This is a genomic window from Akkermansia sp. BCRC 18949, assembly GCF_045011645.1.
Lineage (GTDB): Bacteria > Verrucomicrobiota > Verrucomicrobiia > Verrucomicrobiales > Akkermansiaceae > Akkermansia > Akkermansia massiliensis.
The window spans coordinates 1,321,703-1,346,017 of sequence record NZ_CP123619.1; the positions used below are offsets into that span (position 1 = coordinate 1,321,703).

Annotated in this window: 22 protein-coding genes and 1 other RNA gene; 4 read left to right on the forward strand and 19 right to left on the reverse strand. The window is 58.4% G+C overall.

Translation table 11 applies throughout. The features are described from left to right. Positions 1-10: 10 nt before the first annotated feature. Together P8A25_RS05455 and P8A25_RS05460 are read right to left on the reverse strand one after the other, a co-directional pair. Positions 11-1,018 (reverse strand): GGGtGRT protein, encoded by a 1,008-nt coding sequence (locus P8A25_RS05455; protein ID WP_022398298.1) that lies wholly within the window; start codon positions 1,016-1,018, stop codon positions 11-13. Between the two features lie 45 nt (positions 1,019-1,063). Beyond that, positions 1,064-1,756 (reverse strand): iron-sulfur cluster assembly scaffold protein, encoded by a 693-nt coding sequence (locus P8A25_RS05460; protein WP_022398299.1) that lies wholly within the window; start codon positions 1,754-1,756, stop codon positions 1,064-1,066. 215 nt (positions 1,757-1,971) lie between these two features. Here P8A25_RS05460 and P8A25_RS05465 point away from each other — a divergent pair, with 215 nt between their 5' ends. Both P8A25_RS05465 and P8A25_RS05470 read left to right on the forward strand, forming a co-directional pair. Continuing rightward, complete coding sequence (locus P8A25_RS05465; RefSeq protein WP_022398300.1) at positions 1,972-2,766, forward strand: metallophosphoesterase; 795 nt, start codon at positions 1,972-1,974, stop codon at positions 2,764-2,766. 32 nt (positions 2,767-2,798) lie between these two features. Further along, the gene (locus P8A25_RS05470; protein ID WP_215443395.1) at positions 2,799-3,341 is read left to right on the forward strand and encodes a hypothetical protein; all 543 of its coding nucleotides are present in this window, start codon (positions 2,799-2,801) and stop codon (positions 3,339-3,341) included. Here the strand turns inward: P8A25_RS05470 and P8A25_RS05475 are convergent. The 8 genes from P8A25_RS05475 to P8A25_RS05510 all read right to left on the reverse strand — a co-directional run bounded on the left by P8A25_RS05475 (position 3,338) and on the right by P8A25_RS05510 (position 10,528). Next, positions 3,338-3,919, reverse strand: coding sequence for a hypothetical protein (locus tag P8A25_RS05475; RefSeq protein ID WP_215443393.1), 582 nt, complete (start codon positions 3,917-3,919; stop codon positions 3,338-3,340). The two genes, P8A25_RS05470 and P8A25_RS05475, sit on opposite strands and share 4 nt — an antisense overlap. Before the next feature lie 41 nt (positions 3,920-3,960). Then, positions 3,961-5,562: a tetratricopeptide repeat protein gene (locus P8A25_RS05480; RefSeq protein WP_215443391.1), complete on the reverse strand. Its 1,602-nt coding sequence runs from the start codon at positions 5,560-5,562 to the stop codon at positions 3,961-3,963. Between the two features lie 99 nt (positions 5,563-5,661). Next, the gene (locus P8A25_RS05485; RefSeq protein WP_215443389.1) at positions 5,662-6,558 is read right to left on the reverse strand and encodes a hypothetical protein; all 897 of its coding nucleotides are present in this window, start codon (positions 6,556-6,558) and stop codon (positions 5,662-5,664) included. A 22-nt stretch (positions 6,559-6,580) separates the two neighbouring features. Beyond that, positions 6,581-7,666 (reverse strand): chorismate synthase, encoded by a 1,086-nt coding sequence (aroC, locus tag P8A25_RS05490; protein WP_022398306.1) that lies wholly within the window; start codon positions 7,664-7,666, stop codon positions 6,581-6,583. Positions 7,667-7,797: 131 nt separating this feature from the next. Then, complete coding sequence (locus P8A25_RS05495) at positions 7,798-8,067, reverse strand: HU family DNA-binding protein (RefSeq protein ID WP_022398307.1); 270 nt, start codon at positions 8,065-8,067, stop codon at positions 7,798-7,800. Positions 8,068-8,149: 82 nt separating this feature from the next. Then, complete coding sequence (gene murA / locus P8A25_RS05500) at positions 8,150-9,427, reverse strand: UDP-N-acetylglucosamine 1-carboxyvinyltransferase (RefSeq protein ID WP_215443387.1); 1,278 nt, start codon at positions 9,425-9,427, stop codon at positions 8,150-8,152. A gap of 139 nt (positions 9,428-9,566) precedes the next feature. Then, positions 9,567-9,984: RNase P RNA component class A (rnpB, locus tag P8A25_RS05505), an RNA gene on the reverse strand. A 91-nt stretch (positions 9,985-10,075) separates the two neighbouring features. Further along, complete coding sequence (locus tag P8A25_RS05510) at positions 10,076-10,528, reverse strand: hypothetical protein (RefSeq protein WP_102728203.1); 453 nt, start codon at positions 10,526-10,528, stop codon at positions 10,076-10,078. Between the two features lie 304 nt (positions 10,529-10,832). Here P8A25_RS05510 and aroA point away from each other — a divergent pair, with 304 nt between their 5' ends. After that, a complete protein-coding gene (gene aroA, locus P8A25_RS05515; RefSeq protein WP_022398310.1) occupies positions 10,833-12,140 on the forward strand; it encodes a 3-phosphoshikimate 1-carboxyvinyltransferase in 1,308 nt (435 codons plus the stop codon). 27 nt (positions 12,141-12,167) lie between these two features. Here the strand turns inward: aroA and P8A25_RS05520 are convergent, their stop codons facing one another. Then, positions 12,168-12,506 carry a YkgJ family cysteine cluster protein gene (locus P8A25_RS05520; RefSeq protein ID WP_102728201.1) on the reverse strand — a complete coding sequence of 113 codons (339 nt, stop codon included), beginning with the start codon at positions 12,504-12,506 and terminating at the stop codon, positions 12,168-12,170. A 6-nt stretch (positions 12,507-12,512) separates the two neighbouring features. Continuing rightward, positions 12,513-13,349 (reverse strand): hypothetical protein, encoded by an 837-nt coding sequence (locus P8A25_RS05525; protein ID WP_146017785.1) that lies wholly within the window; start codon positions 13,347-13,349, stop codon positions 12,513-12,515. A 127-nt stretch (positions 13,350-13,476) separates the two neighbouring features. Here P8A25_RS05525 and P8A25_RS05530 point away from each other — a divergent pair, with 127 nt between their 5' ends. Further along, positions 13,477-14,346, forward strand: a complete 870-nt coding sequence (locus P8A25_RS05530; RefSeq protein WP_215443385.1) for a hypothetical protein — start codon at positions 13,477-13,479, stop codon at positions 14,344-14,346. Positions 14,347-14,641: 295 nt separating this feature from the next. Here P8A25_RS05530 and P8A25_RS05535 read toward each other — a convergent pair whose 3' ends face one another. From P8A25_RS05535 to tatC, 7 genes are all read right to left on the reverse strand, one after another. Next, positions 14,642-14,917 carry a zinc ribbon domain-containing protein gene (locus tag P8A25_RS05535; RefSeq protein ID WP_102722048.1) on the reverse strand — a complete coding sequence of 92 codons (276 nt, stop codon included), beginning with the start codon at positions 14,915-14,917 and terminating at the stop codon, positions 14,642-14,644. Between the two features lie 107 nt (positions 14,918-15,024). Continuing rightward, on the reverse strand, positions 15,025-17,088 hold the full coding sequence (locus P8A25_RS05540) for a HAMP domain-containing sensor histidine kinase (protein WP_215443383.1): 2,064 nt from the start codon (positions 17,086-17,088) through the stop codon (positions 15,025-15,027). Then, the gene (locus P8A25_RS05545; RefSeq protein WP_215443381.1) at positions 17,085-17,774 is read right to left on the reverse strand and encodes a response regulator transcription factor; all 690 of its coding nucleotides are present in this window, start codon (positions 17,772-17,774) and stop codon (positions 17,085-17,087) included. The genes P8A25_RS05540 and P8A25_RS05545 overlap by 4 nt, the downstream gene beginning before the upstream one ends. Before the next feature lie 104 nt (positions 17,775-17,878). Next, on the reverse strand, positions 17,879-19,810 hold the full coding sequence (locus P8A25_RS05550; protein WP_215443379.1) for a vWA domain-containing protein: 1,932 nt from the start codon (positions 19,808-19,810) through the stop codon (positions 17,879-17,881). Positions 19,811-19,834: 24 nt separating this feature from the next. Next, a complete protein-coding gene (locus P8A25_RS05555; RefSeq protein ID WP_215443377.1) occupies positions 19,835-22,120 on the reverse strand; it encodes a VWA domain-containing protein in 2,286 nt (761 codons plus the stop codon). A gap of 136 nt (positions 22,121-22,256) precedes the next feature. Then, the gene (locus P8A25_RS05560; protein ID WP_022398320.1) at positions 22,257-23,093 is read right to left on the reverse strand and encodes an undecaprenyl-diphosphate phosphatase; all 837 of its coding nucleotides are present in this window, start codon (positions 23,091-23,093) and stop codon (positions 22,257-22,259) included. A 24-nt stretch (positions 23,094-23,117) separates the two neighbouring features. Next, positions 23,118-24,266 (reverse strand): twin-arginine translocase subunit TatC, encoded by a 1,149-nt coding sequence (gene tatC, locus P8A25_RS05565; RefSeq protein ID WP_022398321.1) that lies wholly within the window; start codon positions 24,264-24,266, stop codon positions 23,118-23,120. Between the last annotated feature and the right edge of the window lie 49 nt (positions 24,267-24,315).

Consider the following 24,315-nt stretch of genomic DNA (forward strand, 5'->3'; position numbering starts at 1 on the left):
AACAGCGTTCTCAGGCGTTCTGCCTGGCGGCTTCTTCAACAGCCACGGCCACCGCTACGGAAGCGCCGACCATCGGGTTGTTGCCCATGCCGATAAGGCCCATCATTTCCACGTGGGCGGGCACGGAGGAGGAGCCGGCGAACTGGGCGTCCGAGTGCATGCGGCCCATGGTATCGGTCATGCCGTAGGAGGCGGGACCGGCAGCCATGTTGTCCGGGTGCAGGGTGCGGCCCGTACCGCCGCCGGAAGCCACGGAGAAGTACTTCTTGCCCTTCTCGTTGCATTCCTTCTTGTAGGTGCCGGCTACCGGGTGCTGGAAGCGGGTGGGGTTGGTGGAGTTCCCGGTGATGGAGACGTCCACGCCTTCATTCCACATGACGGCCACGCCTTCGCGCACGTCGTCGCAGCCGTACACGCGCACAGCGGCCTTCGGGCCCTTGGAGAAAGCCTTCTCCTGGACGATGTTCAGCTTGCCCGTGGCATAGTCGAACTTGGTCTGCACGTACGTGAAGCCGTTGATGCGGGAGATGATGTACGCGGCATCCTTGCCGAGGCCGTTCAGGCAGACGCGCAGGTCCTGCTTGCGGACGCGGTTGGCGGATTTGGCAATGCCGATGGCGCCTTCAGCGGCGGCAAAGGATTCATGGCCGGCCAGGAAGCAGAAGCATTCCGTTTCATCGCGCAGGAGCATGGCGGCCAGGTTGCCGTGGCCCAGGCCCACCTTGCGGTCGTCCGCAACGGAACCGGGAATGCAGAAGGACTGGAGGCCTTCACCAATGGCTTCAGCGGCGTCCGCAGCCTTCGTGCAGCCCTTCTTGATGGCGATGGCGGCGCCCACCACATAGGCCCAGCCGGCGTTTTCAAACGCGATGGGCTGGATGCCGTTCACGATTTCGCGAACGTTGATGCCCTTGGAAAGGCAGAGTTGTTCCGCTTCTTCAATGGAGCCGATGCCGTATTTGGCCAGGGCTTCATTGATCTGCTTGATGCGGCGGTCGTAGGATTCGAAAAGAGGCATGATGGTAATAGTGCTTGAAGTTGATATACTCTTTTTAATTCAATCTCATTCGTGACGAGGATCGATGTACTTGGCGGCCTCGTCGAAACGACCGTAGTTGCCCGTGCACTTGGCGACGGCTTCGTTGGCGTCCACGCCCTTCTTGATCATTTCCATCATCGGGCCCATGCGCACAAACTCATAGCCGATGATTTCGCCGTCTTCGTCCAGAGCCAGCTTGGTGATGTAGCCTTCGGCCATTTCCAGATAGCGGGGGCCCTTGGCGCGGGTGCCGTACAGGGTGCCGATCTGGGAGCGGAGGCCCTTGCCGAGGTCTTCAAGACCGGCGCCGATGGGCAGGCCGCCTTCGGAGAAAGCGCTCTGAGTGCGGCCGTAAACGATCTGCAGGAACAGTTCGCGCATGGCGGTGTTGATGGCGTCGCACACGAGGTCCGTGTTCATCGCTTCCAGCACGGTCTTGCCGGGCAGGATTTCCGCGGCCATGGCGGCGGAGTGGGTCATGCCGGAGCAGCCGCTGGTTTCTACAAGGGCTTCCTCAACGATGCCGTTCTTGACGTTCAGCGTCAGCTTGCAGGTGCCCTGCTGGGGAGCGCACCAGCCCACGCCGTGGGTCAGACCGGAAATATCCGTGATCTCCTTGGATTGCGTCCAGTTGCCTTCCTGCGGGATGGGGGCCGGACCATGGTTGCAGCCTTTCTTGACGCAACACATTTGTTCGATTTCGTGTGTAAACTGCATGGTATTAGGATGTTAATATGAAGATGGGCCTGCAGTCATCGGACAGCCCCACCTTGAGCGGGACGGATCATACCAGCAAAATCCCGATTGGCAAACACGAATGATTGAAAACCGGGCGAAATGCTTCATCATCAGTCCGGAGCCCGCCCCGCATGAAGTCACTCCCGCGTCATCCCCTTCTCAACAAACTTGCAATCATCTCTGTCTCAATACTGATGATCGGCTTTTCCTTATTCATGTGGGCGTGGCAGGTGGAACCCAGGCGCGTGGAAACCGTCACGACCGCGCTGGAAGTGCCGCAGTGGAAGGAAAAAGGCGGCTCCCCGCTCCGGATCGTGATCGCCGGAGACTTCCACCTGCGCCCGAACGGCGACGACCAGGCGCGCCGGTACATGGAAAAAATCATGGAGGCCCAGCCGGACATGATCTTCCTGCTGGGGGACTACGCCAACGGCCACACCCGGGAGAGCAGCATGAGTCCGGAAACGGCCCGGGAATACTTCAAGATGCTAAAGGCCCCCCTGGGCATCTTCGCCGTACAGGGCAACCATGACCAGTACTACGGCTGGGACCTGTGGCGGAACATGTTTTCCGAGCTGGGCATCCTGCCCATGTGGAACGATTCCCTGCTGCTGCACCTCCCCGGAGGCAGAGATTTGCAGCTTTCCTCCGTTCGGGACGACTACCACCTGAGAATCAGGCAGGAGGAACTGCCGCTGCGTTTTTCCCCGGACATTCCCCACATCCTGCTCTCCCACGTGCCGGACATCTTTCCCCTGCTGGCTCCCGGCACGGCGGACGCCGTCATCAGCGCCCATACCCACGGCGGACAGATCTGCCTGCCCGGCGGCAAGCCTCTGGCGAACATCTCCCGGGAGAAAGCCAAATTCTCCTATCCCTGGTCCCAGTTGAACGGCACTCCCTTCCTCATCACCCGCGGGCTGGGATGCAGCGTTCTTCCTCTCCGCTTCTGCTGCCCTCCGGAAATCATCGTGCTGGAAATCCAATAAAAACAATCGTTCGCAACACTCCCTGCCCTCCTATGTCCTCTCCTTTTTATTCACATGATATTTACCTGTTATTAACAGTAACGTGCGTGGCCGTGGCGCTGGAATCCTGCTCCGCTCCTGTCAAGGCCCCGGAAGCCGTGGCCGGATGGTATGAAGGAACCCTCTACGAAGACAAACCCTTCTACATCACTAAAAACGCCATCAGCTGGACCAGCGGTAGGAAAAAGGCGGACTTTGGCCACTGGACGGCCTCCAGCGTTTACGACCCCGCCATCCGTCTGAAAGCGGAGGGCGGCACATTCACCATCTCTCCCGGCTATGGCTGGGACGGCGTCACCTGGGGAACCACCCCGCCGGACATGCTCCTCCCTTCCCTGTTCCACGACGCCATGCTGCACGCCAAAATGAACGGAGCCCCCATCGCCAGAAGCCAGATAGACCTGGCCTTCTACGACCTGATGACTACACAGCACGCCGGCAACAAGGGACTCTACTACCGCTTTATCCGCTTCTTTGGCTGGTGCTTCACCATGCCCCAGTACCCACGGACATTGACTGTTGAGAAGAACAGTTAATTCAAGGGAGCCTGTGACTGGCAAAACTCAACCTCCTTCTTTCCTCCCAAATGATGAAGCCTGAATTTGGCCACATCCACCAGATTGGCAAACTCCTTCAACTTGGGACCGGCAATCACTTTCTTCAAATACTCCTCCTCGCCATCAATGACCGGCAGATAGTCGACCGACAGACAGTTTTTTCCCGGCAATACCTTGATTGAAGGGTCATTGTAAGGATGTAATGAAAGAATCCTCAATTCCTTTTCATCCTTAAAAGCGGCATCTTTCACCAAATGCCTCAGGTAAATCAGCATTTCCAGGGCAGTCTGTTGATGGTCCTCACTGATTGCCTTAAAAGTATCCCGGATTTTTTTTAAGGATTTTCCAATGTCCTCAACTTTTTTCAGGTCGGATTCTTCCAGAGAAGTTTCCTCCATCTCAAAATTTTTATTCAGGCTGTGTTCGGTGCATGCGGGAGTATAGTAGACTTGGCCGGAATCGCGGTCGTAATACAGCACCCAATAGAGCGGAAGCTTGCGGCACGTTTCCAGCTCTTTCACAGAGACTGGCTCATGATCCCTTTTCACTGCAATCATGGATGTTTCTCCGGGACCGGCAAAAAAAGACCGGCTGAATACTAGGCAAAGCCCCGTCCCCTCTCTCCGTTATTCTTTCCATAAAGACGGAACTGGTTCAAGGAGTCAATGGTGGACGAGAAGGAGGTTTGCAGTACGGCAAGATTACTACGGATTCTTTGGGAAGAAGGCATACAATCTTCTCCCAGTAAGGACTGAAACACTGTTCCCTCCGTAGGGTCATTGGCTGCCGCCAAACTGCATAACAACAAAGGATTCGCTTTCCCCTTTGTTTCTTCCTGCTCTTGCAACAACGTTTCAAAGACGGCGGACGAGGTATAATGCCCCACCTGCTCAAGATCAGCACTAAGCAGATGTAATAGCCGGTATTGTTCCACCCACAGACGACGAATATATTGTAAATCCTTTCCTAGACAGTCTTTTAATTTCCCTCTGCTTGCTAGGATATTGAAATCATCATCTGCACTCCATAAATCCACATGGTTGTTGTCACGTAAGCTATCCCAAAATCCCTGACTTCCTATTAGGGCTCTTCGATTCTGTTTAGCTACTTCATTTTCAGGATTAATTTGGAGAGCTTGAATATAACAAGTTAATGCTTCTTCTGTTTTTTCTAGGTTAGATAATAAGTATCCTTTATTATTAAGTGTTATATCACTATAAGGATTAATTTCTAGAGCCTTGTCGTAGTTGGATAAGGATTCTTCTCTCCTCTTTAAGTTATTCAAAACTATCCCCTTGTTACAATAGAGACCGTCATTAAGAGGATTAATTTCTAGAGCCTTGTCGTAGCTGGACAAGGCTTCTTCCCACCTCTCCATATCACTCAGGACATTCCCTCTGTTGCCATAAGCTACATCATCACGAGGATCAATTTCCAGAGCCTTGTTATAACTGTCTAATGCTTCCTCTTTCCTTCCCAGATTATTTAGGACGTTGCCTCTGATGCAATAGGCAGCTTCATTACGAGGATTAATTTCCAGAGCTTTGTCACAACTAGCAACAGCTTCTTCTCTTCTCTCCAATTCGTTTAGAACATTTCCTCTGTTGCAATAGGCAGAGTCACTACGAGGATTGATTTCCAGAGCTTTGTTACAACACGCGAGAGCTTTGTCATTTCTTGCTAGCTCATGCAGAATTCTCCCTTTGTTGCAATAAGCAGCATCACTATGGGGATTGATTTCCAGAGCTTTGTCACAACTAGCAAGAGCTTCTTCCTTCCTTCCCAGTTCGCACAGGACGCATCCTCTGTAGCCATAGGCAGCCTCATTAAGGGGATTGATATCCAGAGCCTTGTTGTAGTTGTCCAGAGCTTCTTCTCTTTTCCCCAACCTATGCAGGTTAATTCCCCTGATGCAATAGGCAATATCATTACGAGGATTGATTTCCAAAGTTTTGTTACAGCAAGCGAGAGCATCCTTTTTTCTTCCCAGTTCGTTCAGGACAATTCCCTTATTGGAATAGGTAAAATCATCATCGGGATTGATTTCCAGAGCCTTGTCGTAGCTAGCTAATGCTTCCTCTTTTTTGTCCAAATCATACAATGTATTCCCTCTATTGAAATGGGCCGTAGCATTTTCAGGATCAAGTGCAATCTCACGATCCCATTTTTCCAGTTCTTCCTTCAATTTTTCTTCGTCCATGCCAAATCAATCTTGAATATATCCAATACTACCCAAAAGAAAAACCTTTGAAAAGCGGATAATAGAAAGGAAAGTAATTCAGCGGAGAAAAGAAGCCGTTTACTCATCAATCGGCGTCGCTTCGGGAATGTATTCATTCCCGGCGGGAGCCGTCTGGCGGGTTTCCGTGACGAAGCCAAGCACGCGGTCCACATCCAGCTGGGACAGGACGGAGCGCACATCCTGGTCTTCCAGGAAGCGGGTGAGCTTGACGTCGTTGTAAAGGCCCTGCATGTCCCCCTTCTCCACCAGCAGGCGGATGGCGGGGTCTTCGCTCAGGCTTTTCAGGCTCAGCACACGGCTGGTGATGCGGGAGCGGGGCATGTAGCAATCCAGCTGGGTGCGGCGCTGGTCGGAGAGCTCAGGGCTGAGCGTCACCAGGTAGGCAATCATTTTTGCCAGGGAGAGGCGTTCCGGGTCGTGTTCCGGGGAGATTTTCACCAGCCAGTTCAGGTGGGGATTGTCCGTGATGGACTTCTTGACGGAGTAAATGGCGGGCAGAGAAATGGTGCGGCTGGGATCCATGTGGTACAGCGCCAGTTCGCGGGCGCGGGTCATTTCCGCCATGGAGCCGTAGTAGAAGATGCACATGACGCCCACCCAGCAGACAACCGCCGCCATCAGGATGGTGGTGACGATGCCCTTGGCCCCGCCGAAGCCCATGCGCCGCCCCCAGGAGAAGACGTCACTGAACCAGAACAGGCCGTGCATGAAGATGAAGAAGACTGCCGCAGCCCCCCCGACGGACAGCACGGTGACCATCCATTCCCGCGGGTCGCTGGTGATGAAGGAGAGATAGGTAAAGCCGTATTTGGACAGCCAGAAGTACGCTGCCACGGCGGAGAGCACCGCCGCGCCGAACAGGAGCATCTTGATCATCCCCTTCAGCATGCCGAGCACGATGAAGCCGACCAGCAGCGCGCCCAGTACCAGGTAGAATGTGAGGGAGGAGTCCATGAATGACGGGAAAGAAGCCGCGTTACAACGCCTGCTGGCAGCGCTGGCGCAGATAGTGGTCGCACAGGCAGAGCCAGGCCATGGCTTCCACAATGGGCACGGCGCGCGGCAGCACGCAGGCGTCATGCCGTCCCCTGCCCTTGAGCCGGGCGTCCTCCCCTGCCTGGTTGACCGTCTGCTGGTCAACCATCAAGGTGGCGGTGGGCTTGAAGCCGATGCGCATCAGGATGTCTTCTCCGTTGGAGATGCCGCCCTGGATGCCGCCGGAGTGGTTGGTGACGGTGTGCACATGGCCGTCCCGCATGTAAAAAGGATCGTTGTGTTCCAGCCCGGTCATGTCCGCCGCTTCAAAGCCGGAGCCCACGGCAAAGGCCTTGGTGGCGGGAATGCTCATCATGGCGTGGGCCAGCGTGGCGTCCAGCTTGTCAAAAACAGGGTCCCCCAGTCCGGGAGGGCAGCCGCGCACCACGCATTTGACCACGCCGCCCAGGGAGTTGCCGGCGTCCCGCGCCTCCTTGATGGCGGCGATCATAGCTTCCGCCGCGGAGGGATCCGCCGTGCGGACGATGTTGCTTTCAATGACGGAGGCCGTCACGGCCTCCCAGTCCACGGAGGCTTTCACGTGATGCACCTGGTCCACCCAGGCTATGACCTCCATGCCGGGAAAGGCCTGCTTGAGCACGGCCCTGGCTACGGCCCCGGCGGCGACGCGCCCGATGGTTTCCCGTGCGGAGGCCCTGCCGCCGCCCGCCCAGGCGCGGATGCCGTATTTGGCGTCGTACGTGTAGTCCGCATGGGAGGGGCGGTACGTGTGGGCCATTTCATCATAGGCGGAGGAACGGTGATCCTTGTTCCGCACGCTAACGGCGATGGGCGTTCCCAAGGTTTTGCCGTCCAGTACGCCGGAGAGGATTTCCGCGCGGTCTTCCTCCTTGCGGGGCGTCACGATGTCGCTCTGCCCCGGCCTGCGCCGGTCCAGCTCCCGCTGAATGGCTTCTTCCGTCACCGGGACGAGGGACGGACAGCCGTCAATCACCACGCCTACCCCGGCTCCATGGGATTCACCCCAGGTGGAGATTCTGAACACCTGACCAAAACTGCTGGACATGGCGGCATTCTAGACGGCGGCGTCCATCCGGTCAAGCCGTGGACTCCCGCAGCGGGACATAAAAAAACACCCCGGTCCGCAGAGGACGGGGTGCTGAAAGAAAAGTGCTCTTTTGGGAAGCAGCTGCCGTCTTAGTCCTTCAGGGCGGAAGAGGCCTTGAAAGCAACCGTCTTGGAGGCGGGAATGTTGATCGCCTTGCCGGTCTTCGGGTTGCGGCCGGTACGGGCTTCACGGGTCTTGGTAGCAAACGTACCAAAGCCGATGATCTGCACCTTGCCGGATTCCTGCACGCCTTCCTTGATGGATTCCAGCACAGCGGCCAGAGCTTCTTCAGCGTGCTTCTTGGTCGTATCGGCACCCAGCTTGTTTTGAATCAATTCGATCAGTTGAGCCTTGTTCATAGGACTTCGGTGAATAGCATATGGAGCCCTGACAGTAAAGAAAAAATGCGGTACACCGGCAAATCAGGACCCAAAAACGGCGTTAATTGTCGTCATCCGGCTGTCTTTCCACCGCGGCTCCGATCGCCAGGAGCTTTTCGTCAATCATTTCATAGCCCCGGTCAATGTGGTACAGGCGGTGGATTTCCGTGGTGCCTTCCGCCTTCAGGGCGGCCAGCACCAGCGCGGCGGATGCGCGCAGATCGGACGCCATGACGGGCGCGCCGCTCAGGCTTTCCACGCCGGAGATGACGGCGGTGCCGTTGTCCACCTTGATATCCGCGCCCATGCGCTTGAGCTCGGAGCAGTGCATGAAGCGCTGCGGAAAAATGGTATCCTTCACCACGGAGATGCCCGGTGTGGTGGCAAAGAGGGCCGTCATCTGGGCCTGCATGTCCGTGGGATAGCCGGGATAGGGGGCCGTCTTGATTTCCCCGCATTTGGGCGTATTCCCGGCAATGATGGTGACCGTGTCCCCCCGTTCGTTGAATTCCACGTGGTGGCCGCATTTCCGGAGCAGGTCCGTCACCACGGTCATGTGTTCCTCACAGACGCGCCGCAGGGTTACGCCGTCCCCCATCATGGCCGCGGCCACCATGAAGGTGCCGGCCTCAATGCGGTCCGGAATGACGGTATGGTTGCAGCCGCGGAGTTTTTCAACCCCTTCAATGACGATCCGGCGCGTTCCGGCGCCCTGGATATGGGCGCCCATCTTGATCAGGAAGTTCGCCAGGTCCACCACTTCCGGCTCGGAGGCGGCGGATTCAATGACGGTGGTTCCTTCCGCCAGCACGGCGGCCATCATCAGGTTGTCCGTTCCCAGAACGGTGGGGCCGTGATCGCCCCTCAAATCTATGGTGGCTCCCTTCAACCCCCGGGGCGCTTCGATAACCAGGTTGCCGCGTTCAATCTGCACCTGGGCGCCCAGAGACTGAATGGCCCGGATGTGCAGGTCCACGGGACGGTCGCCGATCACGCAGCCGCCCGGCAGCGGAATCACGCACCGCTGCATGCGGGCCATCAGGGGGCCCATCAGGCAGATGGAGGCGCGCATCTTGCGCACCTGTTCATAGGCGGCTTCGGAATGCAGGTTCCTGGCCTCCACGCGCACGTTGCCGCTGGACCTCTCCACGGAGGCGCCCAGCTGGCCCATGATCTGAACCATGAAATTGGTATCGGAGACATCCGGCACACGGCGCACCACCACAGGCTCATCCGTCAGCAGGGATGCGGCCAGAATGGGCAGGGACGCATTTTTGGACCCGCTGATATTGACGGCTCCCCTCAGCGTAAAACCTCCGTGTACAACAAGCTTCTCCATAGTGGGTGGCAATTAGGTGACGGATTCTACACATTTGAGACGCCCATGCAACCCCAAAGAGCCCCCGGAACCGGACAATTTCCCGGACGTTTCCCTTCACGGAAAAGGAGGCGGAAAACATCCCGGCAAAAAAGACAGGGGCCGATCAGGTTCTGTAAGCCAGATTTTGTCCACCGGCCAAAGCCGGCTGTGCGGTCATTTTTCTCACGCGGTCTGCGGTGAAGCATTCCGCGCGCCCGTTCGTCTTACGGAACGGATGCGACTAATACCCGGGGATCCGGCGGGCAGGCAACCCTTCCCCTGTTTGTCTTGCATCGCGCGGGGTTTACCATGCCTCCTCGGTCGCCCTCGGAGCGGTGAGCTCTTACCTCCCCTTTTCACCCTTGCCCGCATGGGGATGAACCCCATCCGGGCGGTTTGTTTTCTGTGGCACTTTCCGTCCGGGAACCCTTGGGAGGTTCCCGTCTCCCGCTTTCACGGGACACGCTGCCTTGTGATGTCCGGACTTTCCTCTACCCCGGTCCGAAGACCGGAACAGCGACCACCCGAACCTGATCGGCACGGACTACATACGCTTTCAGCGGCGCGCGGTAAAGCCCAAAGCAGGACGGAGAGCATTTTTGTTCCCTTGCCTGTTCTCATCCGGGCTTAGGAAATCCCAGGCTCCTTCAGGCACGCCTCATAGCACGCTTTGTTAAGTGCCTTGCAGACGGCGGTATTGCCGCTCGCGGCAGGTACCGGATGAAATTTCTTTTCTCCTGGGGCATGCAGAAAAACGGCCGCCTCTTCCGGCTGAAGAGAGGCGCCTTTAGCCCATCCTTCCTTTAAGAGGATTTTGGCCAGGGATTCCACCTTGTAGGCGTCGCCTTTCAGAAATACCTTTTTAACAGGGTACTGCTTCCCCAGCGCATTCGCATATAAGGCGAACGGCCTTCTCTCCACCTCCACTCCGTCATCTTTCAACGTGACGTCGTACACAAGGGCACCGATGCTGACATGTACGGCCGCTTCCGCAACGGGCTGCACGGATTGGCGCTGGGAACAGGCGGCCACGACGTTCAGCGCGGTACAGAGAAAGACAGTCCGGACAATAAAACTCATCAGCTGTATTGAATATCAATTTTGAAACAAAGTAAAGCGGCCACAGGATCACTCCCGTGGCCGCTCCAACTTACTACCTATGAAAACCAGCTTGATCCATTGATCCTGAAAAGCTCTCTCCTTCCTTTCAGGCGGATGCAGCCGATAACGCGCCTTAATATACGTCACCGTTCCGGAAAATCAACCCCATTCTGGACCGCCGCCCAGCGCCTTCCCGGAGTCCCGGCGCTATCCTCTCCCCTCCCGCCCGTCTCGTAATTGGCTTGATTCAGCGGCCAATACAGGGTAGTTCTTCCGGACGTCCATGAACCTTCGCTCCCATTCCATTTCCTCCCTGCAAGGGGTACTGACCGTACCCGGAGACAAAAGCATTTCCCACCGCGCCGCCATCCTGGGCGGCCTGGCGAAGGGAGTGACGGAAGTGGATAATTTCCTGTGCAGTGAAGACTGCCTGAATACCCTGCGCGCCATGGAGCAGTTGGGGGCCAAGGTGGAAGTGCTGGAAGAACGGGAGGGATATGGCCCCGTCCGCTTCCGCATAACGGGCGTCGCCATGAAGCCCGCGGCTCCGGAACGGCCCATCGACTGCGGCAATTCCGGCACGGGCATGAGGCTGCTGGCCGGCATGCTGGCTGCCTGCCCCTTTGATTCGGAAATGTTCGGGGACGCCTCCCTGAGTTCCCGCCCCATGGGCCGCATCATGCAGCCTCTGGAACAGATGGGCGCGCGGATTGAAGCCCGCGGCGCCAAGCCGGGCTGCGCTCCGCTGTTTATCCACGGCGGCCGGGTGCGCCCCATTTCCTACACGCTTCCCATGGCGAGCGCCCAGGTGAAGAGCGCCATCCTGCTGGCCGCCATGTTTGCCGACGGGGCCACCACCGTGCATCAGCCCGCCGTCACCCGCGACCACACGGAGCGCCTGTTCCGCCATTTCAGCGTGCCCTGCACGGTAGACGGCCTCACCGTCAGTACCCAGGGTCCGGCGCTCCCCGCCGCCCATGACCTGACGGTTCCCGCAGACATCTCTTCCGCCGCCTTCTGGATGGTGGCCGCCGCCAGCCGTCCCGGCTCCCGCCTGACGCTGCGCCAGGTGGGCCTGAACAACACGCGGAACGCCGTCATCAGCGCACTGAAACGGATGGGGGTGCGGATGGACATTGTGACCACTTCTCCGGAGGATGCGGGCGAACCGTACGGGGATATTACCGTGTACGGTTCGGATTCCCTGCACGGCACCAGCCTGCTTCCGGAAGAAATCCCCAACCTGATTGATGAAATCCCCATCCTGGCCGTGGCCGGAGCCCTGGGCCAGGGAGACTTCATCGTCCGCAACGCCCGCGAACTGCGCGTCAAGGAAACGGACCGCATCGCCACCACGGCAGCCAATCTCCGGCTCATGGGGGTGGACGTGGAGGAATTTGACGACGGCATGGTCGTTCACGGAGGCGCTCCCCTGAAAGGCGCGGAATTGCCCAGCTACGGAGACCACCGCATCGCCATGAGCTTCCTGGTGGCCGGATTCAGCGCACAGGGAGATACCGTGCTGGCGGATGCGGAATGCATCAATACCTCCTATCCCGGCTTTGAACGGGATCTGGCGCAGTTCCTGTAAACAATCCTGAAGAAGCGCCGGAGGCTTTTATTCCTTTTCCACTTCCCTGGCACGGCACAAGTCCCGCCAGCCGGGGAAGTTCCATTTGTTGGGAAAGTCCCGGCACTGGCGCGGTTTGACGGGATTGATCCGGCAGCCTCCTTCCGCCAGCATCATGCAGGCGCCGTCCTCCGCATCCCGGATGGACAATCCGCGCCGGTTGGCCCTCAGGCGGCAGCATTCGTCAATGAAGGCCTGCTCGTCCATGTGGAGGAAACGGGAGATTTCCCGGACTTCATCCTCCTCAATGCACACGTCTCCAGCCCAGCGGCAGCATGCGCCGCACCTGGTGCATTCATATCGCACCGCCTTTCCGCTTTCCGCCATGCGCCTTTAAGTGAAAATTCCCCTGATGACGCCTATGTTCATGTGGGCGTCCCTCCACCGCGGGTTGTTGACGGCGGTTTCAAAGTCCTGCGGCAGTTTTCCGATGGTGCCGGGAGCCTGCGCCAGCCCGGTCAGAATCTGCCTGATTCTGGAGCGGGCGATGAGGGTGGGCTGGTTGGTCCATTGGAAAACCTCACTGTCAATGATGTAGCCTTCATCAATCTTGGTAATGTATTCGGGAAAGCGCAGATGGGGATTTTGTTCCACATAAACGCATCGGCCGATGGAACGCTTGGAGCGGAAAGGATGGAAGAAGCGCCGGATGCTCTTGATCCAGTCCGGTGCTTCCGACAGGCCTTCCGCATGCACCCACATGGTGGCCAGCTGCTCCACGGGATAAAAGTAGGAATACGTATAGGCGGCCTTGTAGCGCGTGCAGCCGCGCCAGGCATGACGCAGGCGCACCATGTCCGCCTGGCCGGAAATCAGCAGCTCCACCGCTCGTTTCAACTGGTTTTCCAGAGTTTCCCCGCGCAGGTGCTCCCAGATCATGCAGTCATCCTCAGCCAGCAGCACGTAATCCGTATCCAGCGCGTTGACCGCCGTATGGAGCGCCCCTATGAAGCCGCCCTCCGCCGGAGAAGACTCCGCGGAAAGTCCGTAAGAAAGCGCCGTTTCACATACTTTGCCAGCGCTTTCCGGAAAAACGACGCAGGCCTCGTCAAAATAATTCAGCAACCCGGACCTCTCATAGGACGCCAGCGTCATGGCCAGCGTATACGGGGCATTATCACACAACAGGGCCAGGCCGATTTTTTTATCTTGAAAGAGAATTCCCATCACGTAGAACGTTTTTGCAGTCTAAGACAATAGGAAGCCCGTTTCCAAGCAAAATAATTTTAAACAAATGTACTTTTATCCCGCCGCTTTTCAAGCAAAGGGAAAAAACAACCCACCCCGTTTCAACATCATGAAAGCATACGTTATTTTAAAAAACTCGCTGCTGGCAGCCGCCCTCGGATGCGCCCTGTCCAGTTGCTATGATCCTTATTATGACAGTTTCAGCGTATCAGGCTCCTACAGCAGCGGCGGCTCCGGCATGTCCTACATGTATGACAACTCCGGCTATCCCATTTACGGATATTACGGAGGCAGGCCCATCTATGCCTATGACACGTTCGGCAGCCCCATTTATTCCATCAGCCTGATCCGCCCGAATTACTACATCCCCACGTGGGGACCGGCCCCCTATTACCGCGGGCACTACATCCGCCCACATTACTGCCGCCCCATGGCGCGTCCGCCGATGAAGCCCCAGTACAGGCCGGATCATTTCCGTCCGGACCACCGCCCGGGCAACAACAGGCCGGTTCCGCAGCCCGGCAGGCCCAACCACCGCCCGGACTTCGGAAAACCCGGCAATTCCCACCGTCCGCCCGTAAGTAATCCGGGCGGCAGCCACGGCAGGCCGGACTTCGGAAAGCCGGGACAGCCCTCCCGCCCGTCCGTCAACAATCCCCACCGCCCCGGCGCCGGCAATTCCGGGAGCACGCATCGTCCGGGCATTAGCCGTCCGGAGGGGAACCGGCCCTCCAGGCCTGACTTCGGGCGTCCCAGCCGTCCATCCACGCCCTCCTCCGGGCCATCCGCCTCCCGTCCGGGTCATTCGGGCATGAACCGTCCCAGCAGCCCTCCATCCGTTTCCAGGCCTTCTTCCCCGCCGCCGTCCGCCAGCGCGCCCAGCAGGCCGTCTTCGCCTCCTGCGGCTGCGCCCTCCCGTCCGTCTCCCTCACCACGGCCTTCCGGCCCAGGAGGCTCCCATGGACCGCAGAGGAGATAATCCACCCCTGAAAGGTTCTCCCCATGGGGCCGTTTCGAGCAAGACGGGCAAACCGGAGGAAGACAAGCCCCGGATCATGTTATGAACCGGTCCTCCGGCCAGCAGGGGAGCCGCGCGCCCTGTGAGGAGCCGAAAGCGGACAAGGAAAAAGGGTACTTTAAACAATATGCGTCCTCCTTCCTGGGGTTTTTAAACATTCCAGGACATCCCGTACCGCAGGGAGAAGGCGGCCAGCGAACAAAGGAGGAAAGGAGAGGCCCTTCCCTGTGAATAAGGGATGGAACGAAAAGACGTTCTATTGTTTTTTCCAGCGTTTCAGCGTGGGAAAAAACAGGGTCATTTGAGCAATGGCTTCCTCTTTCGTATAGGAGGAACCATTCTCCTTGTTGAATTCCTCCACAAACCGGGCGCAATGTTCAATCATCTGCTCCATGGTGCATTCTGACGTAAATGCGCCGTCCTGAAAGCAATAACGGCAATATTCCTCACTGGAGGTTCCGTCATGGTTGGTGCCGCAGTCTTCCCTGCTTCCCAGAGGCATGCCGCAGCTTTGGCAGAATGGAGTATTCATAAAAGGAAATGGTTCTTGAAAAATAAAGAGGGTGAGGAAAGGATTAAAACCTGAATGACGGCTGATTTAAAGAATTTTGTTTTTCCGGAACAGGCCCTCCTGTGCCCTCATGCCCTGGAAAGGGGAATCCTGAGGGCAAAGCGGCATCCGTGGGAACTTTCTTCCAGGCACAAGTCTCCGCCCATGCTTCTCGCCAGTTCCCGGGATAAAGCCAGCCCCAGCCCCACGCCCGGCTGTTTTCCGGCGGCCTCCTCCGCAGATCTGGAAAAGGGACGGAACAGCTTCCCTTTCAGGGAATCGGAAATGCCTTTCCCTTCATCCTCCACACGGATGACCAGAAAACGCTTTTCCCGTGCTAGTTCCACCTTCAGGACGCTGCCGTCAAAACATGCGTATTTGGCGGCGTTGTCCGCCAGATTGTACACGATCTGCTCCACGGCGGTCATGTCCGCAGTCACGGCCTCCGCTTGAAGCTCCGGAGCCACGTAAAGCTGGGAGTCCATGCCCGCGGCGGCCAGCCGGGGGGAGATGCGGGCAATGACGGCGGAGGCGAGGTCCGTCACCGGAATTTTTTCCGGCTGGAGGGAGACCGAATTTTTCTCCACCCGCGCGTAACTCAATACGTTGTCCACCAGGTGCGTCAGCCTGCCCGCCTCATTTTTCAGAATATCCACATAGGCCATTTCCCTGCCCTTGGGAACCAGTCCGGAAGAAAGCATTTCCGTGTACATGTTGAACGTAGTCAGAGGCGTCCTTAGTTCATGCGTCACGGCGGAAACGAATACGGCGCGGCGTTCGCTCAGGCGGATGAGGCCGATCATGAAGCCAATGACCCCGCACAGGGCCAGAAGCCCGCAAAACCACGCCATCGCCATGGAACTCCAGACCGTCCGCATGGAATTGGCGGGCATGGAGGGAAGATTGCCCGGATTCAGCATGGCGGGAATTCCGGCCAGGGTCAGATAGCTTTCCTCCCGCCCGTCGGCGGGAGACAGGGTGGCCTCCGGCAAAATATCGGCTACGGACTCCAGCAGGTAGGCGGATAACTTGCCCCAGTCCAGCCAGATTCCCTGCACCCATACCTGGCCGTGGTCCGAGATGCGGCGCGTCAGGAAACATTCCTTCCCCTGCTGCCATCTGGGCTGGAGGGAGGAAATGGAGAACTCCCTGTAACTTTCCGGAGTTTTGGCGAACCCGTCACGGCGGGTGACGGACATTTCCGCCAGGCTTTCCTTTACCGGAACCGGATTCGCCTTTTGTTCATGAACCTCAAACTGGACCATCTTCCCGTCCAGAGTCAATGCCGCGGCACCCATATCCAGGAGAGCCGCAATATCGCCGGCCCCGCTTTCCAATTTTTTCCCGGTCCTTTTCAAGGAACCAGCCACATCCAGGCAATCCCCTTCCGGACTTTCCATGCCATTCACCTCCCCTGAAACGACCAGCCGTCCCGAATCCGCAATCTCCTTCTTTGCCCGCCGGGGAGGCTCCATGGCTTTCTTTTTCACCTTGACGCTGACATTGTACTCCTGCTGGCTGTTGGAAAGGTTTTTACGCATGTTGTAGTCTTCCATTCCCTGCTGGAAAGCCTTCCTGCTTTCCACTGCCAGCTCCTGCTGCAAGCCGTTCTTCTGCTGCTCCCTTCCATCCATGATGGCGACGGAAGTCACCTGTACCGCTTCTTCCGCAGGGGGGGCGGTCTCCGGCTGCACGGCATTCCCCGCGGAGATGGAGGCAGGCCTCGGCAAATTCTTCATGGCATCCACCACACGGCTGCCCCAGCCGGATCTTCCCAGTTGCAGGACATATTCCAGCCGTTCCCTGTCCTTCTGGGGAGAGGAAACGTTTCCCCGCGGGTCTATCTGGAAATACAGCTTGGCAAAGCCGGACAAATCCGGCATCGCACCTTCCTCCTTGCGGGCTTCCGCCAGCGCGTCCCCCTGGAAATATTCTCCGGGAGAACGGTTGTTCTCCCCTGCGATCATGGAGGCCAGCAGGGAATCCATGCGCCACAGGGCCAGGCGGCTCTGCTCCACCAGGCGGATCTGGTGCGTTTCCGCCAGCCTGCGCTTCTCCGCATCCAGCATGGAATGGCTGAGCCATCCCATCACCCCCAGCAGAATCAGCAGGCAGGACCACAACAGCAAATGGAAGGAAAAACGGCTGCTCATGCTCCGTCCTCCCAAACATATCCCCGCCCTCTCAGGGTGCGGATGACGGCGGCGTTCCTTTTCCCCATTTTTTCCCGCAGGCGGGCGATCGTGGTGTCAATGCTCCGCGTTTCCACCAGCCGGGGGTCCATCTTCCAGACCCTCGCCAGGATTTCCTCACGGGTGATGATTCTTCCGGCATTGGCCGCCAGATGGCGCGCCAGGTCAAATTCCTTGGTGGTCAGCACCACCCGCTCCTCCCCCAGAACCAGGGCGCGGGCGGCAAAATCCAGATGCCCTTCCGGCAGCATGACGCGGTTGACGGCGCTGGGCCTTTCCGGGGACCGCCTCAGCACGGCCTCTATCCTGGCCAGCACTTCCAGCAGGCTGAAGGGCTTCACCACATAATCGTCCGCCCCCAGCTTCAGCCCCTTCACCTTGTCCGCCTCCGCGCCCTTGGCGGTGAGCATCAGCACGGGAACGGTGGAGCGGTCTTCCCTGATGCGTTTCAGCAGTTCAAAACCGTTCGCTCCGGGCAGGACTACATCCAGCAGGGCCAGGTCATACTCCTCTGCATGAATCATCTCCATGGCTTCATAACCGTCCCTGGCGGACAAAACGTCATAGCCGGACACCGCCAGGGCGTCCGCCAGGCCGTTTCTAATGGCATGATCGTCTTCTACGACCAGAATGCGGTAGCGGTGCATGCGCGGAATAATCTATCAAATAGGAACGTTGCGGTAAAACAGGTTTTTTCAGAAGAAAAATTCTGCGGGGCCGCCGGCACTCCCGGACAGCCCCGCAGGAGCACTCATTTCTTCACTCTATCATTCATAGGGGAATCTTTTCCTTCCGTTTCGTTCTCTTCAACAAAGGAAAACTGCTTTTTGGAGGCCTGCTGCCGGACAGCCTGGATAATGGCGTCCTCCAGGGTGTTCGGTTTGGCGTCCCTGGAAGCGCTCTGCTGCTTCCATTTGGCCAGCCATTCATTGCGCCGGGCGTCCAGCTCCTTTACCTTCTTCTGCAGGGCTCCGCGCTCCTCCGCCTTCTTTTTCACGATGGCTTCCACTTCCTCCGCGGTTTTACCTTCCAGTTCCTTGGGGAGCTGTCCGGCAGCGCCCAAATCTCCCAGCGCCTGGACTCCGTTCCGGTCATAAAAATCCACCAGGTCCCATGAAGTATTGAAGTACGCCGCCTTGTTCGCCTTGGCGCTGGCCCGCCCTACGGCAGCCGCAGGCGACAGTTTCAGCGCCAGCGTATCCTGGCGTTCCTGCTTGCTCAGCCTTTCAGCCTGAACTTCCGGTGAACCGTAAGCCAGGTAAGTCGCATTCAGGGAGGAACTCAACTTGGCAAGTTCTCCGTCAAAGGGCGTTTCCGGGTCCGGGGGAGCCGCATTGTGGTCAATGTTGAGAAAACTGCCGTCCCCCTTTTTGGCTCCGTCCTTCCACAGGCGCGTATCCGAGTCTCCGGCATTGCCGCAATGAATGGTATTGACGGTAATGCCCCTCTCCAGCCCGCGCGCAATCGCTTCCGCATACGGCACGCTGCCCTGGTTGAAGGGTTCATTGCCGGCGATGAAGACCAGCTTCAGCGCATGGGGATCATCCGTATTCCATTTTAACTCCTTCACGGCCCGGTCAATGACGGCTCCGCAGCATTCCGTGCCGCCGTAGGTTTTCAGCTTGAACAATTCCTCGGAGACCTTGTCCAGGTCATCCGTGAACGGAAGCACCTGGCGTATCCAGGCGTCCCTGGAGGACAGCCCGTCGTTTCCATACTCATACAGGGCAAGCCGGATATCGGGCAATTTGCCGTTCTGGCGGGCCAGCGTCATGTCATTGACAATCTTCCACAAATAAGTGCGCGCCTGGTCGATGAGGCCGTTCATGCTGCTGGAGGTATCCAGCAACAGGGCAATCTGAACGACGGCGCGGTCATCTTTTTCCGCGGCGCCTTGGAAAGGAACCGCAGGAGTTCCGGAGGAAGCCTCCTCCTGCTTCGGCGTTACGCTGATCTCCGCCTCTCCGGGAGCCGTTCCGTCCGCAACGGTGACGGAATAGGCGGCGTCTTTCACCCCTTTGGCATTCCCCGTCACGACAGCCCGGGTAACGACCACATCCCCTTTTGCAGGAACGGCCGCCCCTCCGGAAGAAGTTTTTTCCAGACCGGGAGCCACGCTTATGGTCAGCTTTTCGGAGCCGCTCCCTTCCGTTTTGATGGAATAGGCCGCTTCCCTGACCGGTTCAACCGCGCTTGGCTTGATACGGAAAATACCTTCCTTCCCGGAACCGCCGGGAAGGCTTGCCGCCTTCCTGGTGATGAACACCCCTTCCTGCGGCGGAACGGCTGAAATCCCGGAAGAAGCTCCCTCCGCACGCGGCGTCACACGGATTTCCATTTCCCCCGGAGCGGTTCCTTTCACCGTAGTGACGGAATAGGCGGCATTCCGCGCTCCCATGGCTTTCTCCGGACCGGCGTTCACGGCCTTCGTCAGGACAACCCCGTTTCCGGTGGTGGTCACGGCTGATGCGGATTTTTCCGCGTCCACGCTTTTCACCGTAACCAGGACGGTTCCGGTTTTAGCGTCCTGTTTTTCCCCCTCCGGTCCCGGGGTGACGGAGTATCTGGCCTTTCCTTCCGGAACAGGCTTGCCGTCCGTTGGAACGGGAGTGGGTTCGGCCTGGGCGCAGAATGATCCTGCGCCCAGCAACCCTAATGCAGTACATGCGATGATACGGTTCATGATTGTTGATTACTAGTTGTTTGTTTATGGAAAACTGTTTTGCATCAGTACGGTTTCTCCATCCAGGAGAATCATGACGGAGCCATCCAGAGCCAACAGCCCCTGGCGGTTGGACTGGATGAGCCTGTTCGCCACGTCGGCATATTCCGGCGTGCCCACCTGGACCGTCTTCACGGCGCGGCCCGCGTCCGGCATGGCAAGAACCGTGCTTTCCATCCAGACTCCGTTCCTGTTGAAATATCCGTTCTGGGCAATCTGGGCCGTATTGTCAAAGGCCACGGCACGGCCCTCCCGGTCCATCTGGATGTTGTACTTGTTGAGGGTCAGTTCCCGCTTCTTGGCTACGGCATTTTCCTGCAGGGCAATGGCGCCCAGCCCTTCGCGCAATTCCTCCATCACCTTCCCCTCCAGATTCCCCCTGCTCCCCATGGAGGCATGATCCCGCCGCCATGGGCCGGAACTGCCGTCATCGGCAAAAAAGGAGGCTGCCGAGCTCATGATCCCGAAGTCCCGTGAAAGCCGCATGATTTCCTCCACCAATTCCGCCGTTTTGGAATTGGACCTCAGCGCTTCCGTGCCGGAGGAGCTGCCGCCCATATCCATCAGAGCGGTTTCCAGACTGCCTATCTTGCGCGCGGCCCACAGCCGGGCTACAAAATCATCCTTCATGCTGGCGATGCGCTGCGGATCCACGGTAATGGCAAAAGCCTGCTCCCTGTTATCCCGGTCCAGGCAGGTACCCTTAATCAGGAAAGGTTCCGTACCTATGTACCTCCCGGCCAGAACGGCGGGATTGCCGGAATAAATGTCCGGAAGAACCCCGGAGGGTATGGCATCCTGCACCCTTCCCGGCTGTTCCCTGCCGTCCGGGGAGCAGACGGTATAGCGCACCTTCCGGAAGACGGGGCCGTATAACTGCCGGAATACCTGCGAGAGCTTGACCTCCAGATTCTCCCCGGAAAGGATGTAGCACGGTAGCCCCCCGGAAATCTCCGCCATGCGCCTCAGCAGGGGGGCGTTGACGTCCTCCCCCACCCCGATGGTGAAAATGCGCCTTTCCGCCCTGTTTCCTTCCCCCGCCAGGGCCGCAATGGATTTTTCCGAAGTGCGGCCGATCGTGGGAAGGCCGTCCGTCAGGAAAAGCACCACGGGGAGCATCCCCTCGTGGGAAGGCTGGCTCAAGGCGGCGGCCAGCGCCTCGTGCATGTTGGTGCCCCCACGCGCCACGACGGCATCCAGCCATGCATGGGCCGCTTTTTCCGACGCGCCATTTTTTTCCACCGGGGCCGCTTCAAATAAATTGACGCCTTCATTATAGGTGATGATGTTAAACCGTTCTCCGGGATTCAGGCCGGAAACGATCTGCTTGGCCGCCTCCTTCACGCTGGCGAGCTTGTTCCCGCGCATGCTCCCGGACCTGTCCAGCACCAGCGTGACTTCCCGGAGAATGGAGTGTTCACCGGGGCGGACATCCTTGCCCACCATCGCCAGAAAATAGCCGTTTTTCCCGCCGGAGGCGTCAGGAGAGGCGTAAACGCTGGCTTCCGGCCCGGAAGAAGCTTCTCCTTTCTTCCCGCGCGCCTCCAGCCATGACAGGCGGAAAGGGCCCGGGTTCATCCTTTCCTCCGCCAGGGTCAGAACCACGGTTCCATTTTCCAGCTGATGGCGCTCCATCTGATGGGAGGGAGTGAAGATGTTGCCCGGACCGTCCTTTCCGGAAGCGAGCTCCACCCTCACCGTCCACGGAGCATCCCCGGAAAGAGCTTCCGTTCTGGGGAGCACGTAATCCAGACGCCCCTCCACAGGGGTCAGCAGTTGTTCGTAAACAATCCCCAGCTTTACGGAAGACCTGGGCGGAACCGGAAACACGCTGGACCGGATGGCCCCGAACCCCGCAAATTCCAGCAGGGCCGGATCCTTTCTGCGCGCCACAATGCGGTCATACAGGCGCCGCGCCTCGTCCGCTGGCATCAGGGAGGCCTTCCACTCCGCTTTTCCGTCCCCATAATAAAAACCTTTCACCACCACGCCCTCCGGAACGGGCAGCAACAGCTCAGCCTCCGCGGGGGAAGAACCGTTATTCCGCACATCCAGCTCCAGGGTGGTCACGGCGGAGCGTCCGTTCACCAGGATGCGGGCATTCACCTTTTCCATCGTGACCGGCTGCCGGACCGTCCGGTCCGCCGGAAGAATCACGCGCCTCTGCGGCAGAATGATATTCCGGGCACCCAGCTCGTCGCGGATTTCCTGGGAATGCGCCAGTCCGGCTATTCCCGCCCATACGGCTATCAGGCACCACGTGATGTTCATGTCCCCATGATGCCTGAAAAATCAATCCCGTGTGTTACAATCAGGTTACATTTTCAAAGAACCTTTCCCTGCCGCGGAAAATAATAAAAAAGGCCGCCTAGGCGGCCTCCGGCATTCAACTGCCGCAGAACGTTTTTTAATGCATCAGCCCCATGGACAGGAGCACCAGGGTCACGATGCCTATGGCGATGCGGTACCAGCCGAATACGGCAAAACTGTGCTTTTGCAGGTAGGAAACCATCCACTTCACAGCCAGCCATGCGGACAGCCAGCTCACCACCGTTCCCACGGCCAGGGCTTCCCACCCGAAGGATTCCAGCATCAGCGCCCCGTCCTTGTACGCATCATGGACGGTGGCCGCGCCCAGGGTAATCAGCCCCAGCAGGAAGCTGAATTCCACGGCCGCCTCCACGCTCAGCCCCACGAACATGCCGCCCAGCATGGTCATCAGGCTCCGGCTGGTGCCGGGAATCATGGCGACGCACTGGAGAGCGCCCACCGTCAGCGCCCTGGCCGGGGTCAGGCTCTCAATGGAGGCTCCGGAGTTCCCTTCATTGGAACGGCCTTCCCTGGCGCGCCAGGCGCAGTACGCCAGAATCACGCCGCCGCCCACAATCCAGGAATAAGCCACCGTGTAGGTGTTGAACAGGTATTCCTTGATCAGGGAGGCGCAACACAGACCCACCACGGCGGCGGGGAGGAAGGCCAGAATGAGGTTGACCAGCAGTTTCAGCCCGGCGGGATTATTGCCGCGCACGCCCTGCGCCATGGCCTTCACCCGCGGAAAATACAGGCTCAGCACCGCCAGGATGGCCCCGCCCTGGATGCAGACGGCCAGGGCGTCCAGAGCCTCCTTGCTCTGGGACATGTTCAGCAGGGATTCCGTCAGGAGCAGGTGCCCCGTGGAGCTGACCGGCAGGTACTCGGTCAGGCCTTCCACAATGCCCAGGATGATGATTTCCAGGAGATTCATGATAATGGCGCGGGTTGGATGTATTTACTGGTTGTAGGGAGAATTGTTGTTGTCAAAGTCTTCTTCAAACCGGGCGACTTCCTCCCGGGCGCGGGCGGCCTCCTTGCGCTCATGCATCCAGGCCAGGATAATGCATATTTCATACAGCGCATACATGGGAACGGCCATCAGCATCATGGTGGCTACGTCCGGCGTGGGGGTGATGACCGCGGCCAGGATGGCGATCGCCACAATGGCGTAGCGGCGCGTGGCCTTCATCATGTCGTAGGTCAGCACGCCCAGCTTGACGAAAGGCATCACCACCACGGGCAGTTCAAACGCCAGGCCGAACATCAGGATCATCTGCGTGGCGAAGGACAGGTAGTAGCCGATGCGCCATTCATTGGAAATGCCGAATTCCAGGGAATACGTGTAGAAGAACGTCAGCACCCTGGGAAGCACGATGAAGTAGCAGAACAGCGTGCCCGCCAGGAACAGCCCGAAGCCGATCGCCATGCACTTGTACAGCAGCCTGCGTTCATGCTCCAGCAGTCCGGGAATAATGAATTGCAGCAGGAAGTACAGCAGCAGCGGGAAGGAGATCACCACCCCGGCATACAGGGAAAGCTTGATGGTCAGCATGAACGCCTCCCCCGGCTGGAACGCGCTCATCATCTTGAGGGCGCCCCGCCCGGTGCCGTCCGTCAGAATGGCTTCCTTGGCATCCAGGGCCTCCGCCAGCTCCCGCACGGAGGAGGTGGGGCTGCCGTCCCTGATAAAAATCTTCTTCCTGTCCTCCGGCAGGGGCTGCGCGCCGCGGAGCACCAGGGCGGCCTCCGTCAAATCCCCCTGGGACGGGGAAACCTGCCGCAGAAGCAATTTCTTCTGGGAGTCGTCCAGGCTCGTCATGGCCGTAGCCATTTCCTTGGCCTTCCCCCATGCCTCCAGGCCTATTCCCGCGGGCAGGTGGGATTCCTCAAACATGTCCCACACCTGGTTGACGGGACGCCTCAGGATGTCCATCAGATTGGACGCAAACCCGGCGCACAGAATCGTGCTGACGGTCAGGCACAGCGCCATCCTCAGCAGCATGGTCCGCAGGTCATCCAGATGCTCCAGAAAGGGCTTTTCCTCATCATCCCTCTGAATCTGCCACTTCTCCCGCAGACGGAATATGTGCTTTAAAAAGAACACGGCGTTAAATGAAGCCTAAAAGCCCCTTCCAGGCAAGCCGCAAGGCCGA

Coding starts and splice junctions, on each gene's coding strand:
- P8A25_RS05520 (WP_102728201.1), bottom strand. CDS start 12,506: ATGGCGGAAAGCGGAAAGGCGGTGCGATATGAATGCACCAGGTGCGGC.
- P8A25_RS05550 (WP_215443379.1), bottom strand. CDS start 19,810: ATGAACCGTATCATCGCATGTACTGCATTAGGGTTGCTGGGCGCAGGA.
- P8A25_RS05460 (WP_022398299.1), bottom strand. CDS start 1,756: ATGCAGTTTACACACGAAATCGAACAAATGTGTTGCGTCAAGAAAGGC.
- aroC (WP_022398306.1), bottom strand. CDS start 7,666: ATGTCCAGCAGTTTTGGTCAGGTGTTCAGAATCTCCACCTGGGGTGAA.
- P8A25_RS05475 (WP_215443393.1), bottom strand. CDS start 3,919: ATGATTGCAGTGAAAAGGGATCATGAGCCAGTCTCTGTGAAAGAGCTG.
- aroA (WP_022398310.1), top strand. CDS start 10,833: ATGAACCTTCGCTCCCATTCCATTTCCTCCCTGCAAGGGGTACTGACC.
- P8A25_RS05555 (WP_215443377.1), bottom strand. CDS start 22,120: ATGAACATCACGTGGTGCCTGATAGCCGTATGGGCGGGAATAGCCGGA.
- P8A25_RS05495 (WP_022398307.1), bottom strand. CDS start 8,067: ATGAACAAGGCTCAACTGATCGAATTGATTCAAAACAAGCTGGGTGCC.
- P8A25_RS05535 (WP_102722048.1), bottom strand. CDS start 14,917: ATGAATACTCCATTCTGCCAAAGCTGCGGCATGCCTCTGGGAAGCAGG.
- P8A25_RS05545 (WP_215443381.1), bottom strand. CDS start 17,774: ATGCACCGCTACCGCATTCTGGTCGTAGAAGACGATCATGCCATTAGA.
- P8A25_RS05470 (WP_215443395.1), top strand. CDS start 2,799: ATGTCCTCTCCTTTTTATTCACATGATATTTACCTGTTATTAACAGTA.
- P8A25_RS05530 (WP_215443385.1), top strand. CDS start 13,477: ATGAAAGCATACGTTATTTTAAAAAACTCGCTGCTGGCAGCCGCCCTC.
- murA (WP_215443387.1), bottom strand. CDS start 9,427: ATGGAGAAGCTTGTTGTACACGGAGGTTTTACGCTGAGGGGAGCCGTC.
- P8A25_RS05465 (WP_022398300.1), top strand. CDS start 1,972: ATGATCGGCTTTTCCTTATTCATGTGGGCGTGGCAGGTGGAACCCAGG.
- P8A25_RS05540 (WP_215443383.1), bottom strand. CDS start 17,088: ATGAGCAGCCGTTTTTCCTTCCATTTGCTGTTGTGGTCCTGCCTGCTG.
- P8A25_RS05485 (WP_215443389.1), bottom strand. CDS start 6,558: ATGGACTCCTCCCTCACATTCTACCTGGTACTGGGCGCGCTGCTGGTC.
- P8A25_RS05510 (WP_102728203.1), bottom strand. CDS start 10,528: ATGAGTTTTATTGTCCGGACTGTCTTTCTCTGTACCGCGCTGAACGTC.
- P8A25_RS05560 (WP_022398320.1), bottom strand. CDS start 23,093: ATGAATCTCCTGGAAATCATCATCCTGGGCATTGTGGAAGGCCTGACC.
- P8A25_RS05480 (WP_215443391.1), bottom strand. CDS start 5,562: ATGGACGAAGAAAAATTGAAGGAAGAACTGGAAAAATGGGATCGTGAG.
- P8A25_RS05455 (WP_022398298.1), bottom strand. CDS start 1,018: ATGCCTCTTTTCGAATCCTACGACCGCCGCATCAAGCAGATCAATGAA.